At 39.5% G+C, this 17,646-nt stretch carries 12 protein-coding genes; 10 read left to right on the forward strand and 2 right to left on the reverse strand.

Going from position 1 to position 17,646, the window contains the following annotated elements:
* Positions 1-39: 39 nt before the first annotated feature.
* The 10 genes from FAZ19_RS05645 (at position 40) to FAZ19_RS05690 (ending at position 13,825) form a co-directional block, all read left to right on the forward strand.
* Entirely contained in the window at positions 40-522 is a 483-nt protein-coding gene (locus FAZ19_RS05645) for a hypothetical protein (protein WP_136819704.1), read from the forward strand.
* Positions 523-949: 427 nt separating this feature from the next.
* Positions 950-2,293 carry a deoxyguanosinetriphosphate triphosphohydrolase gene (locus FAZ19_RS05650; protein WP_136819705.1) on the forward strand — a complete coding sequence of 448 codons (1,344 nt, stop codon included), beginning with the start codon at positions 950-952 and terminating at the stop codon, positions 2,291-2,293.
* Between the two features lie 52 nt (positions 2,294-2,345).
* Positions 2,346-4,457: a type IA DNA topoisomerase gene (locus FAZ19_RS05655; RefSeq protein ID WP_136819706.1), complete on the forward strand. Its 2,112-nt coding sequence runs from the start codon at positions 2,346-2,348 to the stop codon at positions 4,455-4,457.
* 100 nt (positions 4,458-4,557) lie between these two features.
* Positions 4,558-5,541, forward strand: coding sequence for a hypothetical protein (locus tag FAZ19_RS05660; protein ID WP_136819707.1), 984 nt, complete (start codon positions 4,558-4,560; stop codon positions 5,539-5,541).
* A gap of 59 nt (positions 5,542-5,600) precedes the next feature.
* Complete coding sequence (locus tag FAZ19_RS05665; RefSeq protein WP_136819708.1) at positions 5,601-6,050, forward strand: energy transducer TonB; 450 nt, start codon at positions 5,601-5,603, stop codon at positions 6,048-6,050.
* Between the two features lie 86 nt (positions 6,051-6,136).
* Positions 6,137-7,522, forward strand: a complete 1,386-nt coding sequence (locus FAZ19_RS05670; RefSeq protein WP_136819709.1) for a sensor histidine kinase — start codon at positions 6,137-6,139, stop codon at positions 7,520-7,522.
* 12 nt (positions 7,523-7,534) lie between these two features.
* Positions 7,535-8,224 carry a response regulator transcription factor gene (locus FAZ19_RS05675; protein ID WP_136819710.1) on the forward strand — a complete coding sequence of 230 codons (690 nt, stop codon included), beginning with the start codon at positions 7,535-7,537 and terminating at the stop codon, positions 8,222-8,224.
* 235 nt (positions 8,225-8,459) lie between these two features.
* Complete coding sequence (locus FAZ19_RS05680; RefSeq protein WP_136819711.1) at positions 8,460-10,787, forward strand: GH92 family glycosyl hydrolase; 2,328 nt, start codon at positions 8,460-8,462, stop codon at positions 10,785-10,787.
* 3 nt (positions 10,788-10,790) lie between these two features.
* Positions 10,791-11,516 carry a basic secretory protein-like protein gene (locus FAZ19_RS05685; protein ID WP_136819712.1) on the forward strand — a complete coding sequence of 242 codons (726 nt, stop codon included), beginning with the start codon at positions 10,791-10,793 and terminating at the stop codon, positions 11,514-11,516.
* Positions 11,517-11,530: 14 nt separating this feature from the next.
* Positions 11,531-13,825, forward strand: coding sequence for a GH92 family glycosyl hydrolase (locus FAZ19_RS05690; RefSeq protein ID WP_136819713.1), 2,295 nt, complete (start codon positions 11,531-11,533; stop codon positions 13,823-13,825).
* A gap of 57 nt (positions 13,826-13,882) precedes the next feature.
* On the opposite strand, the gene lat is transcribed toward FAZ19_RS05690, so the two are convergent.
* Both lat and amaB read right to left on the reverse strand, forming a co-directional pair.
* Positions 13,883-15,169: an L-lysine 6-transaminase gene (lat, locus tag FAZ19_RS05695; RefSeq protein WP_188876054.1), complete on the reverse strand. Its 1,287-nt coding sequence runs from the start codon at positions 15,167-15,169 to the stop codon at positions 13,883-13,885.
* 15 nt (positions 15,170-15,184) lie between these two features.
* Positions 15,185-16,714: an L-piperidine-6-carboxylate dehydrogenase gene (gene amaB / locus FAZ19_RS05700; RefSeq protein WP_136819715.1), complete on the reverse strand. Its 1,530-nt coding sequence runs from the start codon at positions 16,712-16,714 to the stop codon at positions 15,185-15,187.
* Between the last annotated feature and the right edge of the window lie 932 nt (positions 16,715-17,646).

The following is a 17,646-nucleotide window of genomic DNA, read 5'->3' on the forward strand; positions in this document are numbered from 1 at the left end:
ATAAAAATACATATTTTTAAGTTATTATTGAATAATATTATGGTTCATCAAAAATCCTTTTACATATTTTATTTTTACGGTCTGCTATTTCTTGTATTATATGGATTGGGTATCGGTAAATCGTATTCTGCTACACTTCAAGGTGCGGTCTCTTTTTTTGTTTTTGATCTTCATCAAGTGTTCAAACTATTGTTTATCTTTTCATTTAGCTGGGCTCTGCTTTATCAACTTACATTAAAATGGATGTATTTGGCGAGTTGGATTTCGGCACATGTACTGTTGTACACCTGTCTCTGTATTTCGTTAGCGGTATATTGTTATTATGATTCTTCATTCCTTAGGCAATTGCAACTAGTAGAATATAGTATGGATAGTGAGTGGAGCCGATTGGTAGCTAAAAATGCTGCAGTAAGACAAAATTTTACTATTTTGTTTGTCATCCTATTACTGGGGCAAATGGTTTATGTTGTTAATCTTTTTGCGGGATTATTATCTAGACGAAAGAACCGCGTTTCGCGGTAATTACAATTGGGCATAGGACTCATGGTAACACCTGAGTTAACCTTCTACTTTATAAAGGATAAACAGCTTGTAGAGGGAAATAGCTAGGTTTTTTGTGTTGCTATCTAGCTGTTTTGTATTATCACCTACCTTTCAGAAAAAAGCAGCTATCTCCTAGAACAAAACACCTAGCTTTTTTAACAAAACACCTAGAAGTGAGTTTTTTGGAGATTGCCAGTTCTTTTAGCTAAAAAAACGGGTTTAAAAGTCTTTTAGCCTTTATTTTTGGTTGAAAATAGTTGGTTTTTTATGCAGAAAAGGTTTGTTTTTGAGCCAAATGAGATTTTTGCACCCCCTGAATATTGGCTCAATTACAAACCTTTTTTAAATATTTTGACTTAGATAAAAGCATTTTATCTAAGTTTGCTCAGCAAAATCCGAATATTATATGAACTGGAAACAACTGTTATCTGCAAAGCGATGGGGCTATGAAGCGCGTGTACCGAATGATCAATTTGATGCACGATCTGAATTCCAACGAGATTATGATCGGTTGATTTTTTCATCCCCATTTCGTCGTTTACAGAATAAAACACAGGTTTTCCCCCTTCCGGGGGCGGTATTTGTGCATAACAGATTGACCCATAGTCTAGAGGTGGCCAGTGTAGGAAGATCCCTGGGAAGGTTATTTTATAATCTGATGAAGAAACAGAATCCAAATCTCGATGCAGAGTATCCTTTTTTACAGGAAGTAGGAAATATTGTTTCGGCGGCATGCTTATCACACGATCTAGGAAACCCTGCATTTGGGCATTCCGGTGAAGCTGCCATATCATCCTTTTTTACGGAAGGAAGAGGGCGGGAATATGAAAAGGAGATGACCGCAGAAGAATGGGCGGATCTTTCACATTTTGAAGGAAATGCAAATGCCTTGCGTATATTGACACATCCATTCAACGGCAAGGACGATAAAGGCTTTGCCTTGACCTATGCTACTTTGGCCTCCATTGTAAAATACCCTTGTGCGGCTATTGATGGCCATGTTAAAGGTAGTCATCACCGTAAGAAGTACGGTTACTTCGCTCCCGAAAAAAAGGCATTTGAAAAAATCGTACAGGAATTAGGTCTAGAAAGGGATCCAACTAATTCGCAGGGGTATTTGCGTCATCCTTTAGTATATCTGGTGGAAGCAGCCGATGATATCTGTTATAATATCATCGATTTGGAAGATGCACATCACCTGAAAATACTCTCTTATGACGAGGTGGAAAATTTGTTGCTACCTTTATGTGGTGGGGAAGATTTGCGAAATCGATTGAATGGGTTGGCAGATAGTGGTAGTCGGGTAGAGTTGTTGCGCGCCAAGGCGATCAATACCTTGATTCACGGGTGTGCAGAGGTTTTTGCGCAGAATCAGGATAAACTCTTGTCAGGCACATTTGAAACACCATTGGTGGATGCTTTAGATGAACGAATTGTCTTACAGATGAAGGAAATAGAGCGAATATCAGTAATGCGTATCTATAACGCGCCAACGGTAGTGCAGATCGAAATAGCAGGTTTCAAAGTAATGAATGCATTGCTGGAAGAATTTATTCCGGCTTATCTAAAAAAAGATAAAGGGCACTTTGATAAAAAGATGGTAGCCATGATTCCACAACAATTTCATACGCATAAAGAGGATACCTATTCGAAGATACGCGCCGTATTGGATTATGTGTCTGGGATGACAGACATTTATGCGATAGATTTATATCGAAAGATTAAAGGAATTTCCATACCGTCATTATAAATGAGCTTATTTATTAAAAAGTACTTAGACACGTGATTGGAGCGAGAGGAATATGAAAGTTGTAATAGCGGAAAAACCATCGGTGGCACGGGATTTAGCCAGAGTGATGGGGGCAAAGGAAATCAAGGATGGGTATATAGCCGGTAATGGTTATGCGTTTACCTATGCTTTTGGACACTTGGTCCAATTGTGCACTCCTCAGGCCTATGGTTACAATACCTGGTCGGTTTCTAATTTACCTATTATCCCCCAGCAGTTTCGTTTGGAGGTGAAAAAGCTCCGAAAAGATGGTAAACAAATAGATGATGCGGGAGCATTGAAGCAATTGAATACGATTAAAAGGCTGCTTGATGAGGCAGAAGAAATTATTGTAGCAACGGATGCTGGACGTGAAGGGGAGCTGATTTTTCGTAATATCTATTACTATTTGGGATCCACGGTTCCGTTTAAGAGGCTTTGGATTTCTTCCCAGACAGATAAAGCAATCAAAGAGGGTTTTGCGAAGCTCAAAGCGGGATCGGAATACGATAGTTTGTATATGTCTGCTCGTTCGCGTTCAGAATCCGATTGGTTGATCGGTATCAACGCGACACAGGCAATTACCTTAGCGGCGGGTAATCGGGGTTTGCTTTCTCTAGGGCGTGTGCAGACTCCGACTTTGGCTATGATTTGTTCTCGTTATTTGGAAAATAAGGATTTCAAACCTCAGGCATTTTTTAAGATACAAGCGGGTTTTGAAAAGGATAACATAAAATTTAAAGCAACTTCCGAAAAGATTGAAAGGAGAGAAGTGGCAGAAGAAGCCATTTCAAAGGTTACGGTTGGTTCGGATGCAAAGGTTTTAAAAGTGGAAGCCAAAGAAACGAAAGAACAACCTCCTTTATTGTTTGACTTGACTTCGTTACAGCAGGATGCGAATAAGAAATATGGTTATTCGGCAGATCAAACGCTGGGTATTGCACAAACACTCTACGAAAAAAAGGTCATTACGTACCCGCGAACTGGTTCGCGGTATATCGGCGAGGATGTCTTTGAGAATATGGGGGAACTGTTTCAGCATCTTGCAGACACAGCGGAAGAAAATATCGCTGCAATTTCGCGCAATCTAATAGGCGCGAAGCTTAATAAGCGATCGGTCGACGATAAAAAAGTAACGGATCACCATGCTTTACTCGTTACGGAAGAAAAGCCCGGCCCTATGTTAAAAGAACAGCAAAATATCTACAATATGATTGCTAAGCGTATGGTGGAAAGTTTTTCGGAAGTCTGTCTGAAAGACATTACGACCGTCGTTATCGATGCTCAGGGCGTAGAATTAATTGCAAAGGGTACCGTTATACGACAATACGGCTGGCGTTTATCTGTCGATCAAGTCGAATTGCCCGACGAAGAGAAAAATACGGATGATCAGGACAACGAAAATACACAACTTCCAAAGCTTTCGAGTGACGAATTGTTGGAAATACTCACGTTGGAGCTGGCGGAGCGATTTACCAAAGCCAGACCGATTCATACAGAAGCTTCTTTACTTAAGGCCATGGAGACTTCGGGAAAGGATATCGAAGATGATGAGATGAGACAAGCGATGAAAGATTGTGGGCTTGGTACACCAGCTACGCGTGCGGCGACAATTGAAACGTTATTTCAACGAGATTATATCAAGCGCGATAAGAAGAAATTGATTCCGACCGAAAAGGGATTGACTGTCTATAATTTGGTGAAAGATCGTTCTATTTCTAAAGTAACCCTAACGGGAAAATGGGAACAGAAATTGGAAGAAATGCGTGCGAATAAAGTTTCATATGATGTGTTTATGAAACACATTAAAGATTATACGGCCAAAATTACAAAAGAACTATTACAACTTCGTATCGCTATTGTACAAGAAGAAGTAAAGCCGCAACAGAAAGGAAAAATTAAGTGTCCGAAATGTCAGTCCGGTCATATTTTGCTTTTCGAGAAGGTTGCCCAATGTGATCATTATGCTAGAGGCTGCGATTTTAAAATTTGGAGAGTATTAAATGGTGTTTTGTTGGAGGAAAAGGAAATGAAAAACTTATTGGAAAAAGGTAGGACCTCTGAACTTAAAGGGGTGAAGACCAAAGAAGGTAATATAGTCAATGCCTCCTTGGTGTTTGAAAACTTTAAAGTAAATGTTATGTAGTGAGACACAGGTATGTGATGTAAATTAGTAATGGAGTACGTTCCAAACTTTATTTTTCAATGACTTTACTCTTCGTAAAACCTGTACCTTTGTGCACGATATGGCAACAAAACTTTACAATCCTTTTTTAGATTTTAAATTTGACAACAAAACCTGTTTCCTTACAGGGCAAGAGTTGCAGTCTCCCGATGAACAGATACAGGTTTTTCCAGTTTGGATGATGCGCGCCTTTGATCTGGAGGAGAAGCCATTTAAAATGTTGGATGAGAGTTTTCTGACCTATAAACAATTGCAGCTTCCCTCTTCGGTTTCGACTGCATTGGCATTTGAAAATGTAGAAAGACAAGTGGAGCAGGCTATGGGACAAGGATTTGATGCGGTAAAGAAATTAGATGAGATCACGTTGTTCCAATGGGTATCCAAAATTTTATATGGTGTAGTTTTCAATGAGATCCAAGTCGGAATTCGTCAAGCTTTGTTATCGGGCGAGCCCATGAACTTTTCGCAAGCACTGGTACATAAATTTCGCAATCTTCATGCGATGTTACAATCCATTGTTGTGCCGATGGAGTTTGAACATAAAAATCCATTTAGCATTCAGGTTTTTTCAGTTGAAAATGCACCTGAAACCTTTTTGTACCGAGATGAAATCAATACCTTGGTGTTCTCTTTACGGATGAATGATTTTGCGATAATAGCGACATTACAAGACAACGGTACGCATAGCATCTATCATGAAGAGATATTGAAAAAAGTAGTAGAACACAAGTTGCATCCCATACAATTTGAAGAGATATGTGCCCGTTATTTCTACTCTGCCTATCTTTTTAACCGTTTGCCTGAATATACTTATATGGAAACTCCGCAGAAAGTTTATGTAGAACCTATGCCATTGAACGACTTTACCTTAAAACCTATTTTCGACAGTTGGGCGGTAAAAACATACGGACAAGTATTGGAAAACTTTTGGAAACCTTGGGGGTATCTTCTGTTTGAAATTATTAAAAATCCTGAAACTCCAATGTCATTCTTAACGGATGAGCAACAAAATTTTTTAGAGAAAATAGATTTGCCGTTGAATTAATCTAACAGATTGTTTGTAACTTGAAGAATTGAACAGTAATAGGATAAAAGGAGGTGGTTATGAAATGGTTTTGGTTAGGTATGTTCAGTAGTGCGTTGATAAGTTTTACAGCTAAAAGTGATACTTCGACTTCTAAAATAATGCACTGCTTACAAGATACATCGGTAGTTGAACATGTAGATATATATCCTCAGTTTAGGGGTGGTGTCAAGAGGTGGAATGAATTCCTTAGCCGAAATCTCGATATTCGGAATGCGATTTACGCCATGGATAGTACCGCTTATGTTGACTATGGTATTAAACAAACGGCAATTTTAGAATTTACAGTCTGCGAGGATGGAGAAGTTTGTGATGTGGAAATTGTAAATCAACATAATATAAGCCCTGAGTTTGCTAAGGAAGCTCTTCGCGTGATGAAGAGATCGCCAAAATGGTCACCTGGACTAGTTAATGGAAAGCCGGTTCGCACACGATTTAGACAATCGGTGACAGCGGTTCTAGGGGAATAATATTATATCATGCAATTGTGATTGCATATAATCGCAACTTTATCTAAGTTTGCGTGCTGTTTAAGTCCTTCTCGTTATCCTTGATTATGCGTATTACTGAAAATAGATACAAGATATTATCTTTCGCCGCACTCTTTTTTTTAATTATCTTACAGCTCAAATTCTTAATTTCGACATACGAAATTACTAATGCACAGTATTTTTTAGAGGAAAGAGAGTTGTTGAATAGAAGATATAGGGAAGGAATTGTCAATGATTACGTTTATCCAGGAGGTAAGAGAATAATTGATAGTGTAATACTACACGAAATAGATACGCTTGCTATATTGTATGACAACGATATAAAGAGATTTCAATCTTATGGCGACTCCCTGTATCGAAAAGTCATTCATGACCTACGCAATGGACTGAGAGCGGATACTTTTTTTACCTCGCTGTTAAGGGAGAATCTTAATGATAACGATTTCCTTCATTGCGTCATGCTGCTCGAGTTAAGCGTCACAAATGACGGAGTCAACTATATAGCACTCGATGGCCAAACAGAGTACGCAGGTGTTCCGATGGGTGGAAGTCTACGTTCTTTCAATAAGAATAATGAGATTACCCGCATATCGGTAAGTAGTCCCATTGAAAATACTTATAGAATATCATTTGCATGGCATGTCGACTATGAGTCGAGGAGTACACGTGTAATGCTCCAGATGCTGCCAGTCTTTCTGCTTTCGTTGATCAGTTTAGCGATGGTTGTTGTTATATACATCATGATCTATCAGAATTGGCATAAGCAGAAGCGGCTTTCTATGATGACCACTGATTTTTTAAATAGTGTGACACATGAATTTAATACGCCTTTGGCATCAATAATCGTCGCAAATCAATCGCTAAAGAATCTAAATGCCAGTGATGATAAATTACAGTTGATACATGCTGTTATACAAAGGCAATCGGTCAGATTACAACGTCTAATTAATCAGACGATTAGTGTGACGAAACTAGAAGAGGAATCTGTCGACCAAGGGCTGTACGATATTCAAGACCTGCTTCATCAGATCCTTCACGACTATAATCTAAATAAGAGGAATGAAGTCGTGATCGAGTTTGATGATCAAGTAGGTTCTTCGGCAAACCCCGTTTTGTTAAATGAGTTCCTTTTTACAACTCTTATTTTTAATTTGTTAGATAATGCAGTGAAATTTAACACGAGTTCGAAGAAAATTATTCATGTTAAACTCATCCAACAAAACAATGAATTGCAAGTTTCTATCCGAGACAATGGAATAGGCATTAGCGAGAAGGCAAAGAATAAAGTGTTTGACCAGTTTTATCGAGAATCCGAAAAGATAAAAACGGCGGGCTTAGGGTTAGGACTTTTTTATGTCAAGAAAATTGTTGATTTTCACAGGTGGAACATTAAATTGAACAGTGTAGTTGGAAAAGGATCCGAATTTATAATTGTTTTAAGCAGAACTTAAATCTCTAATAAGATGAAACATAGATTACTCTTTGTAGAAGATGAAATTGATTTGGGAATGCTAACTAAACAGTATCTTGAAATGTCTGGTCTGGATATAACTTGGTATGAAAGTGCAGAAAATGCGTTGGAAGATTATAACATAAATCCTGATTTTGCTCTTGCGCTTATTGATGTTACATTGCCGGGAATGGATGGCTTTTCACTGGTGGAAGAAATTCTAAAAGTAAATAGCAACCAAAGTTTTCTGTTCCTTACGGCTCGAAATAGTAAGGAAGATCGTCTTACGGGGTTGAAAATAGGAGCGGACGATTATATCAGTAAGCCTTTTGATATAGAAGAACTTTTATTGCGGATTAAAAATATACTGAAAAGACAAGGTAGCGTAACACCCCTTCAAGATTTTGTTTTAATTGGTGACCTTACTTTTTTTAAAGATGCATTAAAACTGGTGTTTCCAAATGGAAATCAGGTGAACTTGACTGTCCGGGAGGCTGAATTATGGAGTCTCTTCGCGCGGCATTTAAATGTAATGCTCACACGAGAACAGATTCTGATAAATATTTGGGGAGAGAACGATTATTTTCTGGGCAGAAGTTTAGATGTATTTATTTCTCGTATTCGCAAGCTCCTCCAGTATTCTACACGAGTAAAGTTATCGACCGTCTACGGCAAAGGTTTTATACTTCAGGTTACGGCATAACTTAATATAACGCTATTAACAATTCATTAACAGATATTTCCGTCTGTCATAACTATCTTAGCTGAACGCTAATACCTTTTAGTAGAGGTTTTGTGAAATTTGACGTGCAAAATAAAATCCCGCTAATTGGGCCTTAGGCAGGTCTTTGTGTGTTACGGAAATCGAAGCACAGAAGATATATGAAGAATACAAAATGCCATTATACTTGAGTATGAAACTAAGTACAATCTAAAAAATGAAAATAAACACAATTACACACTGGCTTTGTGTAGCTATTGGATTAGGGACATTACTTCCTAATTCTACACTCGCACAAAAGCTGAATGGAAAATCTATCGATCCCGTTGATTTGGTCAATCCTCTTATGGGCACAGATTCTAAACCCTCTCTATCTAATGGAAATACTTACCCTGCCATTGGTCTTCCTTGGGGAATGAATATGTGGACTCCACAAACCGGTAAGAATGGTGATGGATGGCAGTATACTTATGCTTCGGATAAGATCCGTGGATTAAAACAGACTCATCAGCCGTCACCATGGATGAATGACTATGGCCAATTTTCTTTAATGCCTGTAACAGGGAAAGGAGCATTTGATCAGGACGAACGTGCAAGTTGGTTTTCCCATAAAGCTGAAAAATCAACTCCGTATTATTATTCTGTTTATTTAGCAGATCATGATGTCACAGCTGAGGTAACGCCGACAGAACGAGCAGCTTATTTCAGGTTTACTTATAGCCAAACGGATAGTGCGTTTGTGGTACTCGATGCATTTGATAAGGGATCGGAGGTCCAGATCATTCCTGAAAAAAATATGGTGATTGGTTATTCGACACGTTATTCCCGAGGTAAGTTGCCGAATTTTAAGAACTACTTTGTCTTGGTTTTCGACCAGCCTTTCGATAATTTTTCGACATGGGAAGACAAAAAACGGTTTAACAATAAAACAAAATCGCAAAGCAATCATACCGGAGCTATTTTAGGCTTTAAGGTGAAGGGCAAAAATAATCCAATCCATGTGAAAGTCGCCTCGTCTTTTATCAGTCCAGAGCAGGCTCTCCTAAACTTAAAAGAGATCGGCGATCGTGACTTTGAAGGAGTGAAAAAGGATGGACGAGCTATTTGGAACGAGAAATTGAGCCAGCTGGCGGTCGAAGGAGATAATATTGATCAGATGCGTACCTTTTACTCCACCCTATATCGCACGTTATTCTTCCCGAATAAATTATATGAGATAAACGAAGCAGGTGAGAAAGTACACTATAGCCCCTATAATGGGAAAGTACTGCCCGGATATTTGTTCGGAGGAACAGGATTCTGGGATACGTTCAGAGCGCTATATCCTTTCTTGAATTTAATGTATCCCTCGATTAATGTTGAAATGCAGGAAGGCCTCCGCAATGCCTACTTGGAAGGTGGATTTCTTCCAGAATGGAGTAGCCCCGGATTTGCAGATATCATGATCGGAAATAATTCGGCTTCTGTAGTTTCTGATGCTTACATGAAAGGACTTCGTGGCTATGATATTGAAACGTTATATAAAGCATTAAAACACGGTGCAAATAATGAGGGGCCAATGACTGCTGTAGGTCGGAAAGGTGTTCAATATTATAATGAGTTAGGATACGTTCCTTATGATGTAGGAATTAATGAAAATGCGGCTCGGACGCTGGAGTATGCCTATGACGATTTTACGATTTATCAATTAGCTAAAGCCTTGAAAAAGCCAAAAGAAGATATTGAACTATATGCCAAACGTGCACAGAATTATCGAAATCTATTTGATCCGTCTACAAATTTAATGAGAGGGAAGAATAAGGATGGAAATTTTCAAAGTCCGTTTAATCCACTAAAGTGGGGCGATGCATTTACTGAGGGCAATAGCTGGCATTATTCATGGAGTGTGTTTCATGATGTACAGGGGCTCATTGATTTGATGGGAGGGGAGAAAGTCTTTACACACATGTTGGATAGTGTATTTAATCAGAAGCCGGATTTTGATGACAGCTATTATGGCGGAACGATTCATGAAATACGTGAAATGCAAATCGCAGACATGGGGCAATACGCACATGGTAACCAGCCTATTCAACATATGATTTACCTTTATAACTATAGTGGCGAGCCATGGAAAGCCCAATATTGGATCAGACAGGTACTGGATCGGATGTACAAGGCAACGCCGGATGGCTACTGTGGAGATGAGGATAATGGACAAACCTCGGCTTGGTATGTGTTTTCATCTTTGGGCTTCTACCCAGTTTGTCCGGCTACGGATGAGTATGTATTGGGGGCGCCGCTGTTTCCCAAAGTGACATTAAAGTTAGAAAACGGTAAAACGATTGAAATCACCTCTACAAATTCAAGTAATGAAAATGTATATGTAGATGATTTAAAAATTAATGGTAAATCACACGATAAAAATTGGTTAAGCCATGCTGCCTTAATGAAAGGCGCAAAATTAACTTTTGATATGTCAGAAAGTCCGAATAAAACACGCGGTACTACTAAATCTGCTGTTCCTTACTCGATGTCCAATGAATTAAAAAGCACTAAAAAATAAATTATGAATCGAAATATCTTTATTAAAATTTTAACATTTATTGCCATCATCACATGTGCTCATACACTTAGCGCACAAGGATGGGGTGACACACAAAATGATCTAAAAAGTGCAGTGGATGTTGACACCATTACTAAGGGGAAGTTTACATTAGTATGGATCAATAAAGACAAGGATTTTAGTCCAACGTTGAAGCAGGAACTGATCGACGTTTATTTCTTGAATTATCCGAAGCAAGCAAAGAGATACAACAAGAATACGCGTAAATCGGTTACATTTGTAATAGATCCTGATTATGATGGCGTGGCTGCAGCTGGAGGGGGGGTGATACGCTACAATCCGGCATGGTTTGTCAAAAACCCGAGAGATATCGATGTCGTTACGCATGAAATAATGCATATTGTTCAAGAATATCCGAATGGAGCGGGACCAGGTTGGGTAACGGAGGGAATTGCAGACTATGTGCGTCATGTGATGGGGGTTGACAATCAAGGGGCGAATTGGAAACTAACGGAATTTAATGAAAAGCATTCCTACAAAGATGCTTATCGTATCACAGCTCGTTTTTTTTATTGGATTGAACAAAATTACGATAAGAGGTTGGTGGTTAAATTAGATAAAGCTATGCGCACAAAACAATATACACCTGATTTTTGGAAAAAGAATACAGGAAAAACTATTGACGAGTTGTGGACGAGCTATGCACAAAATCCTAAGTTGAAATCTTAAAATCTAGTAAATTGATGTTAAAATTGATATTGATCATTTCCTTATTGATTTCTGTTTCGGATTCTACTTTTGCGCAGCAGAGGAAGTTGGTCGATTACGTTAATCCGCTAATAGGGACAGCGAAAATGGGACATACATTTCCAGGCGCTACTGTACCATTTGGCGCGGTACAGCTTAGTCCTGATACGGATACAATTCCTTATGCCGTCGATGGTAAATATAACGGAGATGTTTATAAATACTGTGCGGGTTACCAATACAACGATCCTACTATTGTGGGATTTAGTCACACGCATTTTAGCGGTACAGGACATTCAGACTTAGGGGATATATTGGTGATGCCTACACAAGGGAAATTACAGTTAAATACAGGAACTGCCGAGCGGCCTGAGGAAGGCTATCGATCGCGTTATCGTCATGAGATGGAAGTAGCTAAGCCGAATTTTTATCAAGTATTGTTGGATGACCACAATATAAAGGCTGAGTTAACTACATCCACTCGTGTGGGGCTGCATAGATACACTTTCCCTAAATCGACCGAATCCCATATCGTCATTGATCTAACTTCAGGCATTTATAATTACGACGGGAAAAATGTTTGGACCGTATTAAAGGTACATAACGATTCATTGATTACCGGATATCGACAAACAAATGGTTGGGCAAGAACACGTACGGTTTATTTCGCGATTCGGACATCTAAACCGTTTAAAAATTATGGTTCAGGTCAGTTTGACGGTAACCAGGTTTATCGCGGATTCTGGCGCAAATTTGATCAACGAAATAACTTCCCCGATCTAGCGGGACACAACCTCAAGCTACATCTTGACTTTGATACGGAAGAACAGGAGTCTATTCTGATGAAAGTTTCCTTAAGTCCGGTGAGTATGACTAATGCAGTAGCTAATATGGAAGCTGAAATTCCGAACTGGAATTTCGACCAAGTTGTTGCGGAGGGTCAATCTGCTTGGGAAAATGAACTCAAGAAGATTGAAGTGGATATGCTGTCTGAAGAAGATATGGTGAATTTCTATACCTCGATGTATCACGCGAGTTTGATGCCTACTATCTATATGGATGTAAACGGTGAATATAAAGGTCTCGATCAAGAGGTTCATCAGGCTGACGGATTTATAAATTATACGTCTTTTTCGCTATGGGATACATTTAGGGCATTTCATCCGCTTTTGAATTTAATTAATCCATCACGTAATGCGGATATGGTTTCTTCTATGCTAGCACATTACGACCAGAGTGTACTCAAGATGTTGCCCATTTGGTCACATTATGCCAATGATAATTGGTGTATGAGTGGTTACCATAGTGTTTCCGTTGTGGTAGATGCTATACTAAAAGGTGTATATAAAGGGGATGCGAATGCTGCTCTACAAGCATGTGTACAGACGGCCAACACGCGCAGGTATGAAGGGATTGGTGCCTACATAGACCTAGGCTATGTGCCGGATGATGTGTCGGGAACTTCCGTTTCCAATACCCTCGAATATGCTTACGATGATTGGTGTATCGCACAATTGGCAAAAAAGCTAGGTAATGAAACACTGTATCAGGACTTTTCCAAAAGGGCGGAATCCTGGAAAAATCTCTATGATAGTTCGATCGGATTTATGCGGCCCAAAAATAGTAAAGGGGAGTTCCGTCCCAAATTCGATGTGTTAGAGACCCATAACCAAGGTTTTATCGAAGGAAATACATGGAACTATAGTCTGTATGTTCCTCATCAGCCTGTAGAAATGATGAATACTATGGGAGGGGCAAGAAAGCTTGAAAGCTATTTAGATTCTTTATTTACAATGCACCTGCCTGATAAGTATTTTGAACACACAGAGGATATTACTCGAGAAGGCATAATTGGGAACTATGTACACGGAAATGAGCCATCACATCATGTCGCCTATCTCTATAATATTACAAATAGCCCTTGGAAGACACAAGAAAAAGTGAGAACAATTATCAACAATCAATATCACAACGGTGAAGCGGGGTTAGGAGGGAACGACGATTGCGGACAGATGAGTGCGTGGTACATTTTCAGTTCATTGGGGTTTTATCCTGTAGCACCCGGAGATGACACCTATTGGATTGGAAGTCCGTTGGTAAAATCGGCCACGATTAATCTGGAAAACGGAAAACAGATACAAGTAAATGCTAGAAACCAAAGTGTAGCCAATAAGTACGTACGAAAAGTGAGCTGGAATGGGAAGGAAATTAAAGATTTCAAACTTTCTTACGCCTTGTTGCAAAATGGAGGAAGTCTTGAATTCGAGATGTCGAGTAAGCCAAAGAGGTAAGCTTATTTTTTATGATGATAGAAAGGCTCCATGATTTCACTTCCTGGAGCCTTTCTATTAAATACTTTTTCTGATAATTTCAAAGGCTTTATCGATATCTTCGATGGAAACGGTAAGATGCGGTCTGAAACGTATACTCTTGTCGCCACATCCCAAGATTAGTAATTTATTATGGAGCGCCTTTTGAACAAAAGTATCTCTCATTTTTTCGTCTTTAAAGTCGAAGGCAACTAACAAGCCTTTTCCGCGTATGTTAGAAATTTCTGGATACTCCTGAGCCAGTCTCTCCAGTTGTTTTAACAAATATTCACCCTTCTCTTTCGCCTGAGCGACCAAATTCTCCTTCTCAATAACCTCTAATATCAATTTAAATCTAACCATGTCGACTAAATTTCCTCCAAAGGTAGAATTGATCCGACTTGATTCTTTAAATACATGATTTTCTATACGATCAAATTTACTTCTACTTGCAAGAATGCCGCATACTTGGGATTTCTTTCCAAATGCGATGATATCCGGAATGATGTCGTAATGTTCGTAACACCACATTTTTCCCGTCATCGCCAACCCAGTTTGAACCTCATCAAGAATTAATATAATCTCGTGCTGAGTACAGATGTTGCGGAGGTTTTGGAAAAACTCTTTTCGGAAATGGTTGTCACCACCTTCTGCTTGTATAGGTTCTATTATTAAACAGGCAATTTCATCTGGATGATTTCGAATAGCTGTTTCAATTTCTATAATAGATTGTGCCTCTAAACCAACGGTTTCGGTTAAACTTTCTTCCGTTAATGGGAAGTGTAATTTTGGATTAGTAACACGAGGCCAATCGAATTTTGGGAAATACATATACTTTCGGGGATCCTTTGTGTTTGTCAGTGATAATGTGTATCCTGTACGACCGTGGAAGGCTTGTTGAAAGTGTATAACCTTTCCTGCCTCTTTGTTAATACCTTTTGAAAAGTTTACTCGTGTTTTCCAATCGAAGGCTGCTTTTAAAGCATTCTCAACAGCAAGTCCTCCACCGTCGATAAAAAAACAGTAATCCAGTTCATTAGGGATTGCCACACGTGCAAACGTATCTAAGAAATCGGCAAACTCCACTGGGTATATATCCGACAAAGCCAGTTTGTTTATTGAAACGCTCTTTAATAATGCTGAATTTGCAACCAGATGTGGGTGGTTGTAGCCGATAGGTGAAGAAGCGAACATACTGAACATGTCCAGATAAGCTTCACCATCTATATCCACCACGTAAGAACCGTTAGATTGCTCCAAATCAATTACCATGGGCAACCCGTCTGCTAATATATGTTTTCCTAATCTTTGATGTACCTCTCTCATAATCTTGATTTTTCATTAAAGCTCAAATTGGATACCCTGAGCTAAGGGAAGACTTGTCGTGTAATTTATGGTATTGGTCTGTCTCCGCATGTAAACCTTCCACGCGTCAGATCCCGATTCCCTGCCCCCACCTGTTTCTTTTTCTCCTCCAAAAGCACCACCTATTTCTGCGCCTGAAGTACCAATGTTTACATTTGCAATCCCACAATCTGAACCATTTTGGCTGAGAAAAACTTCCGCTTCTCTTAGATCAGTCGTCATGATGGATGAGGAGAGCCCCTGTCTCACATTATTTTGTATCGCAATTGCCTGCTGTACTTCGCCAGAATATTTTATTAAATATAGTATAGGTGCAAAGGTTTCTTCTTGAACAATAGGAAACTGATTGTCGACCTCTGCTATAACCGGACTTACGTAACATCCGCTTTCATAGCCATCCCCTTTAAGTACACCGCCTTCTACTAAAATTTTTCCACCCTGCTCCTTAATTTTTGACAATGCATCTAAATACTTCTGTACGGCGTCGATATCGATAAGAGGTCCCATATGGTATTGCGTATCCAAAGGGTCGCCAATTTTTATTTGTTTGTAGGCTTCGACCAACGATGTCTTAACTTTGTCATATATACTATCGTGAACGATCAATCTTCTTGTACTTGTACATCGTTGCCCTGCAGTGCCTACTGCGCCAAATACTGCGCCAATGATGGTCATTTTTAAATCTGCTTTTGGTGTAACGATGATGGCATTATTGCCCCCTAACTCTAAAAGGGTCTTACCGAGTCTTTCGGCTACGGTCATCGCTACTTGGCGCCCCATTCGTGTCGAACCTGTTGCTGATATAAGTGGGACACGGGAATCTTTGGAGAGCCAGGTGCCGATTTCTGCGTTTCCCATTAGGAGAGATGAAATACCTTCAGGTAATTTGTTTGATTTTAATATGTCAGCAAGTATATGTTGACAGGCGATTGCACATAAAGGCGTTTTTTCACTCGGTTTCCATACCACAACGTTTCCACAGACCAGTGCTAAAGCACTGTTCCATGCCCATACGGCCACCGGAAAGTTAAAAGCAGTAATAATCCCGACAATACCTAAGGGATGATATTGGTCGTACATACGATGTCCGGGGCGTTCGGAATGAATGGTATTGCCATAAAGTTGACGCGAAATACCGACAGCAAAATCGCAAATGTCTATCATCTCTTGTACCTCGCCTAACCCTTCCTGATACGATTTTCCCATTTCATAGGATACCAGTTTGCCGAGAGTTGGTTTCTTTTCGCGAAGTTTTTCGCCTAGTTGACGGATAATTTCTCCCCGTTTTGGCGCAGGAATATCTCTCCAAATCAATTTTGCATGTTCAGCTTCTTTTATTACTTTTTCATATTCTTTATAGGATGTGCATTCTACGCGTGCTATGGGTTTACCATTGGTAGGCGAGGAGGAAAGGATTGTATCCTTATTGGTAAACCAATTACTTCCGGTTGAAGTTCCGTGATTTTCTAATTTGATCTTAAGCGTCTTTAATTCTTTATTTGTCATAAAATTAGTTATAATATTCGATGATGATATAAATATATAGAATAATTTTTTGTTTTTATGTGTTTTTATTGAATTTTTAATATTCAATTTGTTTTTTATGTAAACAAGCTGCAGTAAATCATTACCTATAGCTTTTACCTGAAGTTGGTTGTGTCTCCCATAATTTTTTATGCGGATTTATTTGTGTCTTCGTGCTCCTGATTTTCTTCGGACCTTCTTCGGACGTTGTTCGCCCGTTTCGGCCCCGTGAGGTTACGCCTGTCTTACCCCTGTCTTAGTGCTGCCTTACCTTTTCCTGGATAGTCCTAAGATAACACTAAGATAACACTAAGGCGAAGCCAATATATCGGTCGAAGATGGTTGGGTATTGGTCAGGGGAAAGGCGGGGGAAGGTGTATACCGGTTACCTGATTTCCGTGCATGAAAGCGGCTCGGGAGCATGCCGCCGGGTGCTGCCGCCGGGCGGACGTAAATTTATCGTTCAAACTTCCAGTAGGTTACGCTTCGCGTATGAAAAACTTTGTTCGAAAGCTTGGAAGTAATATTATAAAGTTCCTATCTTTGCACCACTCCGCAAGGGAGGAACGGCCGGACCGCAGGGTCCGGCACCTGAAAAAAGAAGGGTTTAACAATATTTAAACGCGGAAATCGGAGAGGGCCGAAAAAATAAATTTTTTTTATTTTGGAGTTTCGGGAAAGATTTCTACCTTTGCAGTCCCGTCGGAAACGAAGGGGTTTTGAAAAAGAGATAAGAAGGGCCTTCGGGCTTTGAAATAGCAGCAGAAGCGCGAAGCGGATGCGAAATAAGTTCTTTAAGGAAATGATCATGTAACGTAACGAGTAGCTGAAGTTTTTGGCGAAAGTTAAGAACGATAAGTTAGCAATAACTGACCAGCCAGGTCAGTCCGGAATAGATATAAAAACAAGACAAT

This window comes from Sphingobacterium alkalisoli (assembly GCF_005049105.1).
GTDB classification, from domain to species: Bacteria; Bacteroidota; Bacteroidia; order Sphingobacteriales; family Sphingobacteriaceae; genus Sphingobacterium; species Sphingobacterium alkalisoli.